This is a genomic window from Roseomonas sp. F4 (assembly GCF_053891155.1).
Genome location: NZ_JBSSHK010000001.1, coordinates 1,239,390 through 1,257,837 on the forward strand (window position 1 = coordinate 1,239,390; position 18,448 = coordinate 1,257,837).

The 18,448-nt window shown below is 71.5% G+C and carries 18 protein-coding genes; 14 read left to right on the plus strand and 4 right to left on the minus strand.

Annotation, left to right across the window (positions count from 1 at the left end; all coding sequences use genetic code 11):
• Positions 1-63 precede the first annotated feature (63 nt).
• From ACVFYP_RS06040 to ACVFYP_RS06055, 4 genes are all read right to left on the minus strand, one after another.
• Entirely contained in the window at positions 64-1,344 is a 1,281-nt protein-coding gene (locus ACVFYP_RS06040; RefSeq protein ID WP_499199217.1) for an ABC transporter substrate-binding protein, read from the minus strand.
• Positions 1,345-1,360: 16 nt separating this feature from the next.
• Positions 1,361-2,644: an ABC transporter substrate-binding protein gene (locus tag ACVFYP_RS06045; protein ID WP_499199218.1), complete on the minus strand. Its 1,284-nt coding sequence runs from the start codon at positions 2,642-2,644 to the stop codon at positions 1,361-1,363.
• 17 nt (positions 2,645-2,661) lie between these two features.
• Entirely contained in the window at positions 2,662-3,759 is a 1,098-nt protein-coding gene (locus tag ACVFYP_RS06050) for an ABC transporter ATP-binding protein (protein ID WP_499199219.1), read from the minus strand.
• Between the two features lie 71 nt (positions 3,760-3,830).
• Positions 3,831-4,697, minus strand: coding sequence for a LysR substrate-binding domain-containing protein (locus tag ACVFYP_RS06055; protein ID WP_499199220.1), 867 nt, complete (start codon positions 4,695-4,697; stop codon positions 3,831-3,833).
• A 127-nt stretch (positions 4,698-4,824) separates the two neighbouring features.
• Between ACVFYP_RS06055 and ACVFYP_RS06060 the strand changes: the two genes are divergently transcribed.
• The 14 genes from ACVFYP_RS06060 (at position 4,825) to tilS (ending at position 18,389) form a co-directional block, all read left to right on the plus strand.
• Positions 4,825-5,811, plus strand: coding sequence for a Bug family tripartite tricarboxylate transporter substrate binding protein (locus ACVFYP_RS06060; RefSeq protein WP_499199221.1), 987 nt, complete (start codon positions 4,825-4,827; stop codon positions 5,809-5,811).
• A gap of 15 nt (positions 5,812-5,826) precedes the next feature.
• Positions 5,827-6,609 carry an enoyl-CoA hydratase/isomerase family protein gene (locus ACVFYP_RS06065; protein WP_499199222.1) on the plus strand — a complete coding sequence of 261 codons (783 nt, stop codon included), beginning with the start codon at positions 5,827-5,829 and terminating at the stop codon, positions 6,607-6,609.
• Positions 6,606-8,642 (plus strand): acetate--CoA ligase family protein, encoded by a 2,037-nt coding sequence (locus ACVFYP_RS06070; RefSeq protein ID WP_499199223.1) that lies wholly within the window; start codon positions 6,606-6,608, stop codon positions 8,640-8,642. Before ACVFYP_RS06065 ends, ACVFYP_RS06070 begins: the two co-directional genes overlap by 4 nt.
• A gap of 25 nt (positions 8,643-8,667) precedes the next feature.
• On the plus strand, positions 8,668-9,192 hold the full coding sequence (gene ruvC, locus ACVFYP_RS06075; RefSeq protein WP_499199224.1) for a crossover junction endodeoxyribonuclease RuvC: 525 nt from the start codon (positions 8,668-8,670) through the stop codon (positions 9,190-9,192).
• 145 nt (positions 9,193-9,337) lie between these two features.
• Entirely contained in the window at positions 9,338-9,964 is a 627-nt protein-coding gene (gene ruvA / locus ACVFYP_RS06080) for a Holliday junction branch migration protein RuvA (protein ID WP_499199225.1), read from the plus strand.
• Entirely contained in the window at positions 9,961-11,019 is a 1,059-nt protein-coding gene (gene ruvB, locus ACVFYP_RS06085; protein ID WP_499199226.1) for a Holliday junction branch migration DNA helicase RuvB, read from the plus strand. Before ruvA ends, ruvB begins: the two co-directional genes overlap by 4 nt.
• Positions 11,003-11,470, plus strand: a complete 468-nt coding sequence (locus ACVFYP_RS06090) for a YbgC/FadM family acyl-CoA thioesterase (protein WP_499199227.1) — start codon at positions 11,003-11,005, stop codon at positions 11,468-11,470. Before ruvB ends, ACVFYP_RS06090 begins: the two co-directional genes overlap by 17 nt.
• Before the next feature lie 44 nt (positions 11,471-11,514).
• Positions 11,515-12,273 (plus strand): protein TolQ, encoded by a 759-nt coding sequence (tolQ, locus tag ACVFYP_RS06095; RefSeq protein WP_499199228.1) that lies wholly within the window; start codon positions 11,515-11,517, stop codon positions 12,271-12,273.
• A gap of 3 nt (positions 12,274-12,276) precedes the next feature.
• The gene (tolR, locus tag ACVFYP_RS06100) at positions 12,277-12,771 is read left to right on the plus strand and encodes a protein TolR (RefSeq protein ID WP_499199229.1); all 495 of its coding nucleotides are present in this window, start codon (positions 12,277-12,279) and stop codon (positions 12,769-12,771) included.
• A gap of 9 nt (positions 12,772-12,780) precedes the next feature.
• The gene (tolA, locus tag ACVFYP_RS06105) at positions 12,781-14,007 is read left to right on the plus strand and encodes a cell envelope integrity protein TolA (protein WP_499199230.1); all 1,227 of its coding nucleotides are present in this window, start codon (positions 12,781-12,783) and stop codon (positions 14,005-14,007) included.
• Positions 14,004-15,377, plus strand: coding sequence for a Tol-Pal system beta propeller repeat protein TolB (tolB, locus tag ACVFYP_RS06110; RefSeq protein WP_499199231.1), 1,374 nt, complete (start codon positions 14,004-14,006; stop codon positions 15,375-15,377). The genes tolA and tolB overlap by 4 nt, the downstream gene beginning before the upstream one ends.
• Positions 15,378-15,526: 149 nt before the next feature.
• On the plus strand, positions 15,527-16,006 hold the full coding sequence (gene pal / locus ACVFYP_RS06115; protein WP_499199232.1) for a peptidoglycan-associated lipoprotein Pal: 480 nt from the start codon (positions 15,527-15,529) through the stop codon (positions 16,004-16,006).
• A 204-nt stretch (positions 16,007-16,210) separates the two neighbouring features.
• On the plus strand, positions 16,211-17,110 hold the full coding sequence (locus tag ACVFYP_RS06120) for a tetratricopeptide repeat protein (protein WP_499199233.1): 900 nt from the start codon (positions 16,211-16,213) through the stop codon (positions 17,108-17,110).
• Positions 17,111-17,186: 76 nt separating this feature from the next.
• Complete coding sequence (gene tilS, locus ACVFYP_RS06125) at positions 17,187-18,389, plus strand: tRNA lysidine(34) synthetase TilS (RefSeq protein ID WP_499199234.1); 1,203 nt, start codon at positions 17,187-17,189, stop codon at positions 18,387-18,389.
• Positions 18,390-18,448 lie beyond the last annotated feature (59 nt).

Consider the following 18,448-nt stretch of genomic DNA (forward strand, 5'->3'; position numbering starts at 1 on the left):
CAGGCGGTCTTTGTCCTGGTAGGCCAGCCTCTCCCCCAGGAAGGGAGAGAGGCTGGCGAAAAATCAGGCGCGGCGGAAGGGGCGGAGCGCGCGGTCGGCTTCGGCCTGGGTGTCGGCCATGGCGCGTTCCGCGATCTTGCTGCCGGAGAGCAGCGCCTGGAGGTTGTCGTTCAGCGCCTTGTAGATGCGCTGGCTCTCATAGGTGGAGAGCTCGCCGGTCGCGACCGGGATCTGTTCCTTGGCCACCAGTGCGGCCGGGAATTCGGCGGTGTAGCGGCGCAGGCTCTCCGTCTCCCAGGCATCCATGCGGGTGGCGAGGTAGCCGGTCTTCATGCACCAGTCGGCCGCCAGTTCCGGCGCCGCCACGAAGCGGGCGAAGCGTAGCGCCGCGGCCTGCTCCGCCGGTGAGGCGTTCTTGAAGATGTAGAGGTTGCCGCCGCCCACCACGGTGCGCGGGCTTTCCTTGCCCGGCAGGCCGGCCACGCCGAAGTTGAACTTCGCATTGGTGCGCATGTTCGTCAGGTTGCCGGTGGTGGACCAGATCATCGCCGTGGTCTGGTTCAGGAAGTCCGGCGCCAGCACGCCCCAGTCGATCGTGCCCTGCGGCGTGATGCGGCTGTCGAAGGCCAGGCCGCGCCAGAAATTCGCGGCCTCGATGGCGCGCGGATCGGTGAAGTAGGTCTCGGTGCCGGCATCGTTCATCAGCTTGTGGCCGACCTGATTCGCCATGGCGCCAAAGGTCCATTGGCCGTTGCCGGCGCTGTTGGACATCTTCACGCCCCACTTGCCGTCCTGGGTCAGCTTGCGGCCGGCCTCGATCAGCTGCGCCCAGGTCCGCGGCGGCGCCTCGGGGTCCAGGCCGGCGGCGCGGAACATGTCCTTGTTGTAGTAGTAGACGGCGGTGGAGCGCTGGAACGGCACGGACCAGGTTTTGCCGCCCGCCTTGCTGTTCGCCATGAAGGCGGGGAAGAAGCCGTCGGTCCAGGCGGCCAGGTTGCCGGCGCCCTCGATGTCCTCGAAGGGGGCCAGGATGTCCATGTCGCGCAGGCTGTGCAGCTCGGCCGCCAGCAGCACGGAGAAATGCGGGCCCGCGCCGCCGCGGATGGCGGTGACGGCCTTGGTCAGGGTCTCGCCATAGGCGCCGGAATAGACCGGGTTCACCTTGATGCCGGTCTCGCGCTGGAACGCCTCGCAATAGCCGTCGATGATGCGCGGGATCGGGCCGCCAACGGCGATCGGGTAGTAGAAGGTCAACTCGCGCACGGCCTGTGCGCGCAGCAGCGCCGGCGTTGCCAGCAGGCTGGCGCCGGCCAGGATGGCGGCGCGTCGTGTCATCTGGATCATGGTCGAAAATCCTCTCTCAGCGGTAGCTGCGAAGAATGCGTTCGGCCTCGGCCTGGGCGTCGGCCATGGCGGGGGCGGCCTGCTTGCGGCTGGTGAGGGCGGCCTGGAGGTTGTCGTTCAGCGCCTTGGTGACGCGCTGATTCTCCTGCGTCGAAAGCTCGGCCACCGCGAATTCCAGCTGGTCGCGGGCGACGGCGGCCGCGGGGAAGCCGGCGACATGCGCGCGCATCACGGGCGTCTCGAAAGCTTCGGGCGTCACCGCCACATAGCCGGTGTCGATGCCCCATTGCGCGGCGCGTTCCGGCGTCGTCAGGAACTTCGCGAACTTCACCGCACCCTCACGCTGCGCAGGGCTCGCCGACTTGAACAGGTACAGGTTGCCGCCGCCGGTCGGGCTGCCGCGGCGCTTGCCGGCGGGCAGCATGCCGACGCCGAAGGGGAAGGGGGCGTTGGCGCGGACATTCGTCAGGTTGCCCGTGGTGGTCCACATCATCGCCACCTTGCGCTCGAAGAAGTCGCGCGGCGTGGTGCCCCATTCGACGATGCCCGCGGGATGCACGCGGTGCTTCATCGACAGGTCCATCCAGTACTGCAGCGCCTCCGCCACCTTCGGGTCGGCGAAGTTGGTGCGGTTGCCTTCGGCATTCATCAGCCGGACGTCGTTCTGGGTCGTCAGGCCCTGGAACAGCCAATAGGGGAAGCCGGAGGACGGGATCTGCAGGCCCCACTGACTGGTCGCATCGCCCTGCCGCTTCGTCAGCTTCTGGGCGAATTCCATCTGCTGCGCCCAGTCCGCCGGCGGTGTCTCGGGGTCCAGGCCTGCTTCGCGGAAAGCCTCCTTGTTCCAGTACATCACGACCGTGGAGCGCTGGAAGGGAATGCCCCAGGTCTTGCCCGCCGTGCGGCTGTTCTCGAGAAAACCCGGATAGAAGCCGTCCAGCCAGCCGCGCTCGGCGCCGGGCAGATCGTCCCAGGCCACCACCGCGTCCTCGCCGATCAGGGTAAAGATATCGACGGCGAGCAGGCAGGCCAGATGCGGCGCATCCCCGCCGCGCATCGCCGTCAGCGTCTTCGTCAGCGTGTCCTGGTAGGAACCGGCATAGATCGGCTTCACCCGGAAGCCGGGATTGGCGCGGGCGAAGTCCTCGCAATAGCCATCGATGATGCGGGTGATCGGGCCGCCCACCGCGATCGGGTAGTTGAACACGATCTCGACCGGGGCCTGTGCGCGCAGCGCAGGGGCAGCGAGCAGCGGGGCGGCGGCCAGGCTGCCGAGGGCAAGCCGGCGGGTGATGGTCATGCGAAGGCGCTCCTGTGTCAGGCGTAAGCGGTTTCGCGCGCCGGTTCCGGCAGGCGCCGGCCGGTGGCAGCGTCGAACAGATGCCACGCCGGCGGCATGCGCAGGCGCAGATGAGTGCCGGCGGGCAAGGCGTGGTGGCCGGGGATGCGGGCCTGCATCACCTCCGGCCCTTCGCCCACGGCGCAGGCCAGCACTGTCTCCGCACCGAGGAATTCCGCGGCCATCACGCGCACTGGCAGGCCGGCGCCATCGGTCGGCACCACCTCCTCCGGCCTGATGCCCAGCGTGGCGCCTGCGGCGTTGGCGGGCGCGACGACAAGGCCGGGCGCGCCGGCCACTTCCGCGCCCTGCGCCCCGGCGACCAGGCGCAGCAGGGACATCGGCGGCGTGCCGATGAAGCTCGCCGCAAAAGTGGTGGCGGGGCGGGCATAGAGCTCGGCCGGCGTCGCATCCTGCTCGACGCGCCCGTCGCGCATCAGCACGACCTGGTCGGCCATGCTCATCGCCTCGGCCTGGTCGTGGGTGACATAGACCATGGTGATGCCAAGCCGCTGTTGCAGCGCGCGGATCTCGCGTCGCATCTCGGTCCGCAGCTTGGCGTCGAGGTTCGACAGCGGTTCGTCCATCAGGCAGATCGGCGCTTCCGCCACCACGGCGCGCGCCAGCGCCACGCGCTGCTGCTGCCCGCCTGAAAGCTGCGAGGGTCGGCGGTCGAGCAGCCCGGCAAGCCTCATCATCCCCGCGGTGCGCGTCAGCCGCGCATCACGCTCACCACGCGCCACGCCCCGCGCGCGCAGGCCGAAGACGATGTTCTCCGCCACCGACAGATGCGGGAACAGCGCGTAGGACTGGAACACCATGGCGATGCCGCGCGCCGCCGGCGGCAGGGCGGCGGCGTCGCGGCCATTGATCCAGACCTCGCCCTGGCTCGGCGCTTCCAGCCCGGCCAGCACGCGCAGCAGGGTCGACTTGCCGCAGCCCGAAGGCCCGAGCAGCACGACGAAACGGCCAGGCGCCGCCACCAGGCTCACCTCATCCAGGGCCCGCATCGTGTCGAAGGTCTTGGCGAGACTGCGCAGGCGGATTTCGCCGCGGGTGGCGGGGGCTGTGGACATGGGCGGCGTTTAGCCACGCCCTGCGACGCGCCGATGACGAATAGATTTCGTTTGCGTGACACGGGGGCGGTTCAGCGCCCCGCGCGCGCTTCCTCCAGCAGCCAGTCCCGAAAGGCCTCGCCGCCGCCGCGTGGCGGGCCGGGCGGCAGCAGCAACCAGTAATGATCGCCGGTCGCGGCGGAGATGGGGGACAGGCGCCGCAGTCGGCGGCGGCGCACCTCCTCCTCCACGAAATCCGGCGTGCAGATCACCACGCCCAGCCCTTCCAGCGCCGCCTGGATGGCCAGCGAGGTGCTCTCGAACAGCAAGGGCGGGGCGGCGGGCAGGGCGAGGCCGGCGGCGGCGCACCAGCTTCCCCAGTCGCGCGGCCGAACCCGGCTGCCGAGCCAGGTCAGACGGTCCAGCCCCTGCCGCGCGGCAGCGGGCGCAGCGAAGGGCGCGACATGCACCGCCTGCAACCGCACCGCGCCCCGCATCGGTGGCGTGCCGGCCGGCGCTGTGCGGATCGCGGCGTCCAGACCCTCCCGCGCGAAATCCACGGCGGGGCTGGTGGAGGTCACCACCTCCACCTCCAACCCCGGATGCCGGTCGCGAAAACGGGGCAGGCGGGGGATCAGCCAGCGCATCGCCCAGGTGGTATAGGCGCGGATGCGCAGCGGCGCGGCGGCGGTGCCGCGCAACTCCAAGGTGGCCGCGGCGATGCCGGCAAAAGCCTGTTGCAGCGCGGCGGCGTAGCGCAGCCCCTCCTCCGTCAGGCGCAGCGCATTGGCGCCGCGATGCACCAGCGTCACGCCGAGTGCGGCTTCCAGTTCACGGATGCGCCGGCTGATGGCGGGCTGGGTCAGGTTCAGCCGGGCGCCGGCGGCGGTCAGGCTGCCGGTCTCCGCCACCAGGGCGAAGGTGCGCAGCGCGGCGAGGGGTGGCAGGGGGTCGGGCATTCCACCCAGCATAAACTCAGCTTGGGGTAGGGCAAGGATTGCGGGCTGGCAAAGCCGTGATCGTCAGGCCAGATACAACCCTTGCGCGGACCCGCATGAAGGTCGCCAACCATTGGAGGACAGATCCATGATCACCCGGAGAGACGCCCTGCTCGGGCTCGCCGCCCTGGCCGCCCCCGCCATCCTGCCGCGCGGCGCCGCCGCCCAGGCCTTTCCGAGCCGTCCGGTGCGCATGGTCATCCCCTTCACCGCCGGCGGCAGCAATGACGTGGTCGGCCGCATGCTCGGCGACGCCATGGCCCAGCGCCTGGGCCAGCCGGTGGTCGTGGAAAATCGCGGTGGCGCCGGCGGGTTGCTGGGCAATGACGCGGTGGCGAAGGCGGAGCCCGATGGCCACACCATCCTGCTCGCCGGCTCCGGCAGCTTCGTGATCTCCTCCCTGGTCCAGGCGCGGCTGCCCTATGATCCGGTGAAGGATTTTGCGGCGGTGGCCTATCTCGGCGCCTCGCCCAACGTCATCACCATCCACCCCAGTGTCCGCGCGACCAACCTGCGCGAATTGCAGGCCTTGGCGAAGGCGCGCGGGGAGCCGCTGCGCTATGGCACGCCGGGCGTCGGCACCAATGGCCATGCGCTGGGCGCGATGATCGGCGTGGTGCTGGGCATCGAGATGGAGCCGATCCACTACCGCGGCACCGGCCCGGCCCTGAACGACCTGATCGCCGGGCGGCTGGACCTGCTGACCAATGCCTCCGCCCCCCTTCAGCCGCATATCGAGGCGGAGAAGATCCGCGCCATCGCCATCGCCGGCCAGACGCGCAGCGTGGCGTTGCCTGATCTCTCCACCAGCGTGGAGCAGGGCTTTCCGGAACTCGACAGTGCCACCTGGTACGGCTTCCTCGCGCCGGGCGCGACGCCGCCGGACCGCATCGCCATTCTGCACGCGGCCGCCGTGGCCGCGATCAACCAGGATGAGGTCAAGCGCCGCCTGATCGCCGCCGGCGTGGACGAGATCACGCCCAGCCCCGAGCCCGCGCATTTCACCCGGCTCCTCGCCGCCGACCGTGAGCGCTGGTCGCGCGTGGTCGAGCGCGCCAACCTCCGCGCCCAGTAAGGATTTTTCGGCCATATGTCCGACGCCATCCTCCTCACGATCGACAGCGGCATTGCGACGCTGACCCTCAACCGGCCAAAAGTGCGCAACGCCATCGACGACGCCATGCGCGGCGAGATGATCGAAGCGCTGGAGGCGGTGGCGGCGGATCCGGCGATCAAGGCGCTGGTCGTCACCGGCGCCGGCACCGCCTTCTGTGCCGGCGGCGATGTGCGCGGCATGAAGAACCGCCTGGAAGCGCCGCCGGAGGATGTCGCCATCAATGGCTGGCGGCGCCAGGCGCGCACCCATCGCGCGGTGACGCTGCTGCACCACATGCCGAAGCCGGTGATCGCGGCGGTGAACGGCCCGGCGGCGGGGCTCGGCGCCGATGTGGCGCTGGCCTGCGACTTTTTGCTGTGCGGGGAATCCGCCAGCTTCACCATGAGCTTTCTGGCGCGCGGGCTGATCCCGGATGGCGGCGGCATGTATTTCCTGCCGCGGCGCGTCGGGCTGGCGCGTGCGAAGGAGCTGGTTTTCACCGCAAGGCGCGTCGATGCGGCGGAGGCGCTGACCATCGGCCTCGCTGATCGCGTGGTGCCGGATGCGGAGCTTGCCACGGCGGCCCAGGAATGGGCGGCGCAGATGGGCACCCATTCCATCGCGGCGCTCGCACTCGCGAAGGCGACGCTGGACCGCAGCCTGGAGAGTACCTTCGAAAACGTGCTGGCGATCGGCAGCCAGTCGCAGGCGATCTGCTACACCACGGCCGAACACCGGGCCTCCGTCGCCGCCTTCCTCGAGAAGTCGAAGAAGTGAGCGCGTTCCAGGCGCTGCTGCGCCCGCGCAGCGTGGCGGTGGTCGGCGCTTCCGCCGACGCCACCAAGACCGGCGGGCGGCCGGTGGGATATCTGCTGCGGCACGGATTTTCCGGCGATGTCTGGCCGGTGAATCCGCGCGCCACCGAGATCGCCGGGCTCCCCTGCTACAAGGACGTGGCCAGCCTGCCCGGCGCGCCGGATGTGGGCATCGTGCTGGTCGGGCCGGAACGCGCCGAACAGGCCGTGCGGGACCTGGCGGCCAAGGGCTGCCAGGCCGCCATCGTGCTGGCCGGCGGCTATGGCGAAACGGGCGAGGAAGGCGCGGAAAAGCAATCCGCCCTGAAGCGCGCGGCGGGCGCCATGCGCCTGCTGGGGCCCAACACCATCGGCGTGGTGAATCTGACCGACCACATCGTGCTGAGTGCCTCCGGCGCGCTGGAATTCGAGAACCTGCCCCCCGGCGGGCTTTCCGTGGTCTCCCAATCCGGCGGCATTCTGGGGGCGCTGCTGTCGCGCGGCGCGGCGGCGGGCATCGGCTTCGCCAAGCTGATCGCCACCGGCAATGAGGGCGATATCGAGGTGGCGGAGGTGCTGGACGCGCTGGTCGATGACCCGGCGACGACTGCCATCGCGCTGTACCTGGAAGGGCTGCGCAACCCCGCGCGCTTCCGCGCCGCAGCACTTCGTGCCGCCGCCGCTGGCAAGCCGGTCGTCGCCTTCAAGGTCGGCCGCAGCGAGGCCGGGGCGCTGGCCGCCATCTCCCACACCGGCGCCATGGCCGGGGCGGACCGGATGTATGACGCCTTTTTCGCCGGCCTTGGCGTGATCCGGGCGGAGCGTTTTTCCGATCTGCTCGAAGTCCCGGCCGCGCTGGCGCAGGGCCGCCGCGCCGCCGGGTTCCGGGTGGCGGTGCTGACCTCGACGGGCGGCGCCGGCGCGCTGGTGGCGGATGCGGTGGGGCTGGCCGGTGGCAGCCTGCCGGCGCCGGATGCCGGCGTGCGCGACAAGCTCGCCGCACTGCTGGGGGAGGCGCCGGTCGGCAATCCGGTGGACGTGACCCTCGCCGGGGTGCGCCCCGACCTGTTCCGCGGCGCCATCCGCACGCTGCTGGACAGCGATGGCTATGATTCGTTGGTGGTCGTTGTCGGCAGCTCCGCCCTCGCGCAGCCGGAACTGGTGGCCGATGCGATGCTGGAAGCGCGCGGCGACTCTCCGAAGCCGGTCATCGCCTATGTCAGCCCGCATGCGCCCGCGATCGCCGGCGGGCTGAATGCGCGTGGCGTGCCCGCCAGCTCGACGCCGGAGGGTATCGCCGCCATTCTGGCCGCGCTGGCGCGTCCCGCCGTCCAGGCGGCCGAATCCCGCGCGGAGGCCGCCCCGATGGGTCTCCGCCATGGCAAGCTGAACGAGGCGGAGAGCAAGACGCTCTTCGCCCATTTCGGCATCGCCGCCACCCGCGAGGTCAGCGCCGTGACCCCCATCGCCGCGCAGCAGGCGGCCGAGGGCCTGGGCCCGCGTCTGGTGGTGAAGCTGCTGGCGCGCGATCTGGCCCACAAATCCGACATCGGCGGCGTAGTGCTGAACGTCACGCCCGACCGCGTGGCAGAGGTCGGCACCGCGCTGCTGGCCAAACTGCCCGACGCCGAGGGCCTGCTGGTGCAGGAACAGATCTCCGGCGGCATCGAGATGATTCTGGGCATCGTCCGCGACCCGCATCTGGGCAGCGCCGTGCTGCTCGGCGCCGGCGGCACGGCGGCGGAGGTGTTTGGCGATACCCAGCTGCGGATGCTGCCGCTGTCCCGTCAGGACGCCGAGCAGATGGTGAGCGGCCTGAAGATCGCCCGCGTCCTCGCCGGCTTCCGTGGCGCGCCGCCGGCCGATGTGCCGGCGCTGGTGGATGCGGTGCTCGCCTTCTCCCGCATGGGGGAGGCGCTGGGCGAGCGGCTGCTGGAGGCCGAGATCAACCCGCTCTTCGTCCTGCCGGAAGGGCAGGGGGTGCGGGCGGCGGATGGGCTGGCGGTGCTGGGGTAGGGGCCTCCTTCTGCTATGAAGGGCCATGGCCACCCGCCCGATTCGCATCCTCGGCCTCGACCCAGGCCTCCAGCACACCGGCTGGGGGCTGGTGGAGCATGACGGTTTTCGCCTGCGCTTCTGCGCGGAGGGCGTGGTTTCGACCCTTGCCAAGGATGACCTGCATCATCGCCTGCTGACGCTGCACAACGGGCTGGCCGCGGTGATCGCCGCGCAATCCCCGGATGAGGCGGCTGTCGAGCACACCTATGTCGCCCGCAACCCCGAATCGGCGCTGAAGCTCGGCCAGGCGCGCGGCGTGGTGCTGCTGGCGCCGGCCTTGGCCGGGCTGGTGGTACGGGAATATGGCGCGATGGAGGTCAAGCGCGCCGTGGTCGGCAATGGCCATGCGGCAAAGGAACAGGTCCAGGCGATGGTGCGGCACCTGCTGCCGGGTGTGACCTTCAAGCGGGCCGATGCGGCGGATGCGCTGGCGATCGCCATCTGCCACGCGCATCACCGGTCCACCCGGAATGCCTTTTCGGCGGCGGTGGCGAGGGCGGCGTCGTGAGGGGGCCGTTTCTCCCTCTCCACCCGAAGGGGGGGGAGGGTCGGGGTGGGGGGGGCTTTGCCATCCTGCCGCGCCCCCCCCACCCAACCCTCCCCCCCCTTCGGGTGGAGAGGGCTTTGTCGCGTCGGGTGGAGAACTCCCTCCCATGATCGGCTCCCTCCGCGGCCTGGTGGACTCCGTCGAGGACGGCGCCTGCGTGCTCGACGTCAACGGCGTCGGCTACCTGGTCCATTGCTCCCGCAAGACCCTCGACCGCCTGACCGCCAAGGACGGTGTCCAAAAGCTGCTCGTGGAAACCCGCGTCAGCCAGGACGCCATCACCCTCTTCGGCTTCTACGATGCCACCGAGCGCGACGCCTTCCTCGCCTTGATCGAAGTGAAGACGGTCGGCCCCCAGAAGGCGCTGCTGGTCCTCTCCGGCCTTACCCCCGGCGACCTTGCCCGCGCCATCGCGTCCAAGGAACGCAAGCGCCTGGCCGATGTGAAGGGCCTCGGCGCCGCCACAGCCACCCGCATCGTGGACGAGCCGGCGATGCAGAAATGGGCGGTGGGCCGCGCCATGCCGGATGCCGATGGTGTCGGCGCCGGGGAGGCCCTGCCCACCCCCGAACCCGCCGGGCCGCAGGCGGATGCGGTCTCGGCCCTGGTCAATCTCGGCTGGAAGCGCCCGGAGGCCGCCGCCGCCGTCGCCCGCGGCGCCCGCCGCCTGGGCGATGACGCGCCGCTCGCCGCGCTGATCACCGAGGCGCTGAAGGAGATGGCGCCCAGATGAGCGAAACCGATCGCCTGACGGGCGGTGCGCGGCAGGAGGAGGATGGCGCGGAGGGCAGCCTGCGTCCCCAGACCCTGTCCGATTTCATCGGCCAGAAGCCGCTGCGCGAGAATTTGCAGGTGTTCATTGGCGCCGCGCGGCAGCGCGCGGAGGCGATGGACCATGTGCTGCTGTTCGGCCCGCCCGGCCTGGGCAAGACCACATTGGCACAGATTGTGTCCCGCGAGCTGGGCGTCGGTTTTCGCGCCACCTCCGGCCCGATCCTGCAAAGGGCGGGGGACCTGGCCGCGATCCTGACCAACCTTCAGCCCCGCGACGTGCTCTTCGTCGACGAGATCCACCGCCTGCAGCCGGCGATTGAAGAGACGCTGTATCCGGCGATGGAGGATTACTGCCTCGACCTCATCATCGGGGAGGGGCCGGCGGCGCGCACCGTGCGCATCGACCTGCCGCCCTTCACCCTTGTCGGCGCCACCACCCGCGCCGGCCTGCTGACCCAGCCCTTGCGCGACCGCTTCGGCATCCCGCTCCGTCTGCAATTCTATGAAGTCGAGGAATTGCTGCTGATCGTCCGGCGCGGCGCGGAAAAGCTCGGCTTCGCCCTGACCGAGGATGGCGCGCTGGAAATCGCTAGGCGATCCCGTGGCACGCCGCGCGTCGCCGGCCGCCTGCTGCGCCGCATCCGGGATTTCGCGCTGGTCTCCGGCCGCGCGGCCGATCGGCCCATGGTGGATGGCGCCCTGCTGCGGCTCGAGGTCGATGCGCTGGGCCTCGATGCGCAGGACCGCCGGTACCTCCGCCGCATCGCCGAGCACCATAATGGCGGCCCGGTGGGGGTGGAGACGCTGGCCGCGGCGCTCGCCGAAAGCCGCGACACGCTGGAGGAGGTGGTGGAACCCTTCCTGATCCAGGAGGGCTTGGTGCTGCGCACGCCGCGCGGTCGGATGCTGGGGGAGCCGGGCTGGCGCCATCTCGGCCTGATGCCGCCCTCCACCATCGCCGCCCAGCTCGACCTGCTGGCGGGCAACCCGCCGCTGGATGACCGGCTGGATTGAGGCGCGGACGGGGCGAATGGTCAAAAAACCGACAGAGCATCGCCATGAGATGCGTGTCTACTTCGACGACACGGATGCGGGGGGCATCGCCTATCACGCCAACTACCTGAAATGGGCCGAACGTGCGCGGACCGAATCCTTGCGCGCCATGCACTTGCCCCATGCACTTATGATGGAGCGTTACAATGCGATGCTCGTGGTGCGGCGCATTGAAGTGGAGTATGTGGCGCCCGCCCGGCTCGATGAGTCCGTGGTCGTCGCGACTCGGGTAAAGGGTTTCGGCGCCGCCATGCTCGACCTGGATCAGGTGGTCCTGCGGGCAGGGGATGAGGCGGTGCTGGCCAGGCTCCAGGTGGGTCTGGTCTGCGTCCGCGCGGATGGAATGCGGCCGACCCGCCTGCCGGAGCCCTGGCGGGCGGCGCTGGCGGAATTGATGGTCGCCTCGGATTGAGGCCAGCCGGGCATGGCCCGGCGGATGGATGAGGAGTGACGGCTTTGGGCAATGTGACCGCGCAGGCCCTGGCACCGGTGGCCCACGACCTGTCGCTCTGGGCGCTGTTCCTCCAGGCGGACTGGGTGGTGAAGGCTGTCATGCTTTCGCTGATGCTGGCTTCCGTCTGGGTCTGGGCGATCGTTTTCGAGAAGATGACCTCGCTGCGCCGGGTGAACCGCGCGGCCGATGGCTTCGAAGATCGCTTCTGGTCCGGCGGCAGCCTGGAGGAGTTGTTCAACCGGGAGGGTGAGCAGCCCACCAATCCCATGGCCGCCGTCTTCGGCGCGGCGATGCGGGAATGGCGCCGCTCCTCCGGCCGCAGCATGACCAGCGACCTGGCGGTCACCGGCATGAAGGAACGGGTGGAACGCGCCATGACGGTGGCCATCCAGCGGGAGATGGACCGGCTGGAGCGCTGGATGGTGTTCCTGGCGACCGTCGGCTCCGCCGCCCCCTTCATCGGCCTGTTCGGCACCGTCTGGGGCATCATGAACAGCTTCTCGGCCATTGCCGGCATGCAGTCGACCAACCTCGCCGTGGTGGCGCCGGGCATCGCGGAGGCGCTGTTCGCCACCGCCATCGGCCTGATCGCGGCGATTCCGGCCACCATCGCCTATAACAAGCTGGCCACCGACCTCGGCCGTTACGCCGGGCGGCTGGAGGCTTTCGCGGCCGAATTCGGCGCCATCCTGTCGCGCCAGTCGGAAGCCGCGGCGGAACCCGCCCGGCCGACGCCCGCGCGTCAGCCGGTGGAGGGCTAAGGCGTGGCCGGCGGCGTCTTCGGCGGCAGGAAGGGCGGCGGCGGTCGCCGCGGCGCCTATCGCCCGATGAGCGAGATCAACGTCACGCCGCTGGTCGATGTGATGCTGGTGCTGCTTATCATCTTCATGGTGGCGGCGCCGATGATGACGGTCGGCGTGCCGGTTGACCTGCCACGCACCCAGGCCAGCGCCCTGAACCAGGAACAGGAGCCGCTGACCATCTCCGTCACCGCCGATGGCCGCGTCTTCCTCCAGGAATCGGAAGTGGCGCTGGATGCGCTTGTGCCGCAGCTGCGCGCCATCATGGACAGCAACCAGCGCGCGCCCGGCCAGCCGGAACGCCGCATTTTCGTGCGCGGCGACCGCGCCATCAATTACGGCCGGGTGATGGAGGTGATGGGCACGGTCAGTTCCGCCGGCTTCTCCCGCGTCGCGCTGCTGGCGGAGGCGCCGTCTGGCGCGCCCGCCGCGGCACCGGCCCGGCCGGCGGGGCGCTGAGGTCCGACCTTGAGCGTCACCACCTTCCAGCCCTGGGATGAGGACCGGGCGCTGCGGCGCTGGGTCGGGGTTTCGCTCGGCCTGCATGTGCTGTTCGGCGTCGCCGGCCTTCTCTACGGCTATGTGCGGCCGCTGCCACCGCCGGTGGAAATGGCGATGACGGTGGAGTTCACCTCGCCCGAGGCGCCGGCCCAGGCACGCGGCGAACAGCCCGGCCCTGCCGCGCCGACCGATCCCGTGCCCGCCCCGCCCGATCCCTCGCCGGTGCCGCCGACGCCGGATGCGCCGACGAATGCGCCGCCGCAGCCCACCCCGCCGCCGCCCCCACCGCCCCCGGCGCCTGCCGCGCCGCCGACGCCCGGGCCGACCGCGCCCGCCTTGACCCCGCCGCCGCCCGCCCCGCCGGCCAGCCCGCCAAGCCCCGCGCCACGCCCGGCCGCACCGCCCCAGGCCGCGGCGCCGGCGCCGCCCGCCCCGGCCACGCCGCGCCCGGCGGCCTCCGCCCCGCCGCCCGCGCCGGCGGAGCCGCTGCCGATTCCGCCGCCCCCGCCGCCGACGCCGGCCCCGGTCGCGCCCAACCCGTCGCCGCCCACGCCCGCGCGGCCGACCCCGGCTGCGCCCACCCCGCCCGCGCCACCGGCCCCGGCCGCCACGGCGCCAGCCGCGCCCGCCAATGCGCCGCCCGCGCAGACGGCGGTGCCGCTGCCGCCCCCAGCCGCGCCGCCGCCGCCCGCCCCGGTGACCACGCCTGGCACCAGCACCACGCCGCCCGTGGCGCGGCCGGAGGAACGTTCGTCCAGTTTGCTCAACACGCTGGAGCGGTTGCGCCAGCAGCAGGCCTCCAACCGCCCGCCCACCGCGCGGCCCTCCGCCCAGCAGGCGCGGCCCTCCGCGCCCGGTGGCGCGCCCAATGCGTCGGATGCGCTGAATGCCGGCGAACGTGCCGCGATCGGGGAGCGCGTTAGCGAGTGCTGGCGCGTCGATCAGAGCATGCTCGGCCTGTCGGAGATGCGGGTCAGCCTGGTCGCCATCGTCGATCGCGGCGGAATCATCCGAAATGTGTTGCCCGGGCCGGACGGCGTGCCGAGCGAAGCGCGCGCCCGTGCGTTATATGAGCAGGCGCGCCGCGCTCTGCTCGACCCGGCTTGCAGCCCGCTGCCGGTCCCGGCGGGCCGGTTGCAGGCGGGTGAAAACCGCTTCCAATTCAATTTTTCGCCGAGGGGATTTTTGCGATGACTCTGCCGGGCTTCGGTTTTACGCGCCGCAGGGTGTTCGCTGGCGCCGGTGGACTGGTGGTGGCGAGCCTGCTGCCTGACTTCGCGCTTGGCCAGCAGGCCGCCAGCGGTCAGACCACGGTGATCGACGTGACGCGCGCCCGCACCGATCCGGTGCCGATCGCGGTGCCGGACATGGCGGGCGCCAGCCCCGATGCGCAGCGCGTCGGTCGCGACATTGCCCGCGTCATCCAGGCCAATCTGCGCAATTCCGGCCTGTTCCGGCCGGTGGACCGGCAGGCCTTCATCCAGACGGCGGAAACCGCCGCGGCCAATCCACGCTTCCAGGACTGGCGCGTGATCGGCGCCCATGCGCTGACCACCGGCCGGGTCGAGGAATCGGGCGGTCGCCTGCGGGTGGAATTCCGGCTGTGGGACGTGCTGGCCGACAGCCAGTTGCAGGGCACCGCCTTCACCGCCCCGGCGGCGCAGTGGCGCCGCATCGCGCATCTGATCAGCGACGTGATCTATGAGCGGCTGCTGGGCGAGAAGGGCTATTTCGACACGCAGATCGTCTATGTCGCGGAAAGCGGCGCACGCGATCGCCGCACGCGGCGCATGGCGCTGATGGACCAGGATGGCGAGAACCACCGCTTCCTGACCGATGGCAGCTTCCAGGCCCTGACGCCGCGCTTCCACCCGACCGCGCGCCAGGTCGCCTTCATGTCCTATTTCCGCAATCAGCCGCGGGTCTATCTGTTCAACCTGGACAGTGGCCAGCAGCAGGTGCTGGGCAGCTTTGGCGGCATGACCTTCAGCCCGCGCTTCGCCCCAGATGGGCGCAGCGTGATCCTCTCGGCCAGCCGTGGCGGCGACGCCAATATCTTCGTGGTCGACATCGCCTCCCGCCGTGAAAGGCAGCTCACTTCCGGCGGGTCGCTGGACGTGTCGCCCTGCTATTCGCCGGATGGCACGCAGATCGTGTTCAACTCGGACCGCGGCGGCGACCAGCAGCTTTATGTCATGTCCGCCGATGGCGGCGGCGCCCGGCGCATCTCCTTCGGCAATGGCCGCTACGCGACTCCGGTCTGGTCGCCGCGTGGCGACCTGATCGCCTTCACCCGCATGGCCGGCGGCCAGTTCGCCATCGGCGTGATGCGGCCGGATGGCTCCGGCGAGCGAATCCTGAGCGAGGGCTGGTCGATGGAAGGCCCGACCTTCGCGCCGAACGGCCGCGTGCTGGCCTTCTATCGGGAAACGGCGGCGCGCGATGCGCGGGGTGGTGGCTATTCCTCCCGCCTCGCGCAGATCGACATCGCCGGCTTCAACGAACGCCAGATCGTGACACCGACCGATGCCTCCGACCCCGCCTGGAGCCCGCTGCTGTCTTAGGTTTCTGTTATTTACTGTATCGACATCGTCATCGCGGCGGCATCAGGGCATGTGCCATGTTGCTGCCGCACAAATTGTTGATCATATGGCATCGAGAGCGGGCCACCCCCTGACCCGCCTCACGCCCAACCCTGAAGGATCCCGATCCGATGACCACCAAGCTCCTCGGCGCGCTGGCCGCCGTGGCCCTGCTCGCTGCCTGCGGCAGCGGCACCGAGCAGTCCTCCGCCGCGACCGGCGGCGGCGCCGAAACCACTGCCAGCGGCCCGCGCCCGGGCAGCCAGGAAGACCTGGTCGCCAATATCGGCGACCGCGTGTTCTTCGACACCGACCGCGTCAGCATCCGCGCCGATCAGCGCACGGTGCTGGATCGCCAGGCCGGCTGGCTGCAGCGCTTCCCGCAGGTGCAGGTCGCCGTGGAAGGCCATGCCGACGAGCGCGGCACCCGCGAATACAACCTCGCCCTCGGCCAGCGCCGCGCCAATTCGGCGCGCGATGTGCTGGTGGCCGGCGGTGTCGCCCCGGCGCGCATCGACACCATCTCCTACGGCAAGGACCGCCCGGCCGCGCTCGGCTCGAATGAGCAGGCCTGGTCGCAGAACCGCCGCGCCGTCACGGTGGTGCGCTGATCTGATTTCGGCGGGTGCCGGCCCCTCGGGGCCGGTCCGCCGGAATTCGGGCCTTCCTCGGAAGGCCCGCCCGCGGCGCCGCTTCCTGGCGCCGCTTCGCGCATCCTTGTCGGATATCGGTAACGTCGGGCGCCGGCCTCTGGTCTCGGACGCGCCGCTGCCCTATCCCGGCCCGGCCTCCCCTCATGCATGAAGGAGACCGCCTTGCGCCAAATCCGATCCGCCGTGCTTGGTTCCGCCTTCGGCATCGCCATGGTCCTGGCGGCGCTGGTCGTCGCCCCATCCGCGCATGCCCAGATGGAGAGCCGCGAGGGCATCGCCTTGCAGAACCAGATCCTGCAATTGCGGCAGGAGGTGGAGATGCTGCGCCGTGGCGGCAGCGGCGGCGCCGTGCTGCCTGCTCCGGCGCCGTCCCCCTCCGCTCTCGGCGGTCGCTCCGGCGCCCAGGGCGGCGCGCCGCAGACCGAACTCGTTGGCGCCCTGCTCGACCGCGTGCAGCGGCTGGAGGAGGAGCTCCGCATCCTGCGTGGCCGCGCCGATGAGGCCGACTTCCGCGCGCGTACCATGCAGGAGCGGCTGGAGAAGCTGGAAGGCGACGTCGATTTCCGGCTTCAGCAGCTGGAAGGCCAGCGCCAGGGCAATGCCGCCCCGCCCGCCCGCCCCGGCGCGCCCGCCGTCGCCGCGGCGCCCGCCACAGCCCCTGCCGCCGCGGCCGCGCCGCGCACGCCGCAGCGCGCCTTGGCGGAGGGGCAGGCGGCACTCGGCCGTCGCGACTGGCCGGCCGCCGAGGCCGCGGCGCGGGAGGTGATCGCCGCCCGCGACGCCACCCGGATCGGCGATGCGCAGCTGCTGCTCGGCGGAGCCCTGGCCGGCAAGCGGGATTTTGCCGGAGCCGCCGTGGCCTATGACGATGCCTATCGCCGCAGCCCGCAGGGTACCCGTGCGCCGGAGGCGATGCTGGGCGTGGCGAATGCGCTGATCGGCCTGAACAACAACCGCGACGCCTGCAACCAGCTCAACGACCTGCGCACCCGCTTCCCCCAGCTTCGTCCCGCAGTGGCCGAGCGGGCGACCGAGGCCCGGCGCCGTGCCCAGTGCCGCTGAGGCGGGGCTTTCTGGTTATCACGTAAATGTGATGTTTGCTGGCGCGGCACCTGACGCGCGCGACTTTGCCGCCCTCATGGCGCCGCTCGGGCCCTTCGGCCCATCTCCTCTCATTGTCGTTGGCGTCTCCGGCGGGCCACACAGCCTGGCGCTCGCGCTGTTGCTGGCGCGCTGGGCGCGCGCGCGGGGCGGCGCGGTGCTGGCCGGCATCGTCGATCACGGGCTGCGGCCGGAAAGCGGGGCGGAGGCGCTGCGGGTCGCGGGATGGCTGGTGGGGCAGGGCATCGCCGCGCGCATCCTGCCGCTGGGGCTCGCGCCGGGGCCGGGGGCGCAGGCTCGGGCGCGGGCCGGACGGCTGGCGGCGTTGCTGGATCTGGCCAGGGCGGTGGGCGCCGGCTGGGCGGCGCTGGGCCAGCATCGCGCCGACCAGGCGGAAACGCTGCTGCTGCGGGGCCTGGCCGGCAGTGGTGCGGCCGGGCTGTCCGGCATGGCGCCGGCCCGCACCGCCGGCGACGCGCTGCTGATCCGCCCCTTGCTGGGCCTGGCGCCGGCGCGGCTGGAGGCGGTGGTGGCGGAGGCCGGGCTGGCGCCGCTGCGCGATCCTTCCAACGCCGATCCGCGCTTCACCCGTGCCCGGCTGCGCGCCGCCCTGGCCGATCCGGGCGGCGAGGGGGCCGGCGTCGCAGCGCTGGAGGCCGCCGCCGCCGCCTTCGCCGGTCGCCGCGCCAGGCTGGATGCGGCGGTGGCCGCGCGGCTGGCCGCGGCGGTCTTGCTGTTCGAACAGGGATTTGCGCGCATTGACGGAGGCGCCCTGGGGCAGGACGGGGTGGCCGTCGCGGCGCTGGCGCGGCTGATCCGGACCATCTCCGGCGCGGCCTATGCCCCCGCGCCTGCTGCCACCGCTGCTCTGCTGGCGCGGGGTGCCGGCACCCTGGGCGGCGCTCGGCTGACGCGGGAGGGGCTCCTGATGCGGGAGGCGGCGGCCATGGCGCCTGCGATTGCGGCGGAGGTGGGCGCCTTGTGGGATGGCCGCTTCCGCCTGTCCGGCACGCCGCCGCCCGGCCTGCTGCTGGGTGCGCTGGGTGCGGCAGCCACTTGCCTGGCACGGCCGGCCGGGCTGCCGGCGGCGGTGGCGCGGACCCTGCCGGCGCTATGGCGGGCCGCGGCGGAGAGTGATGACGCCGCGCTGGTCGCCGTGCCCGCCCTGTCCTATCCTTCCCCGGAAATCGGTTTCGGCGTCCGGCTGCGCTTCGCGCCGCTGGCCGGCGCGGCGGGTTGAAGACCGGTGCGCCGGAGTTCCATTCGCGTGGTCGCATTTAACGGGATGGAAGCCAGCGT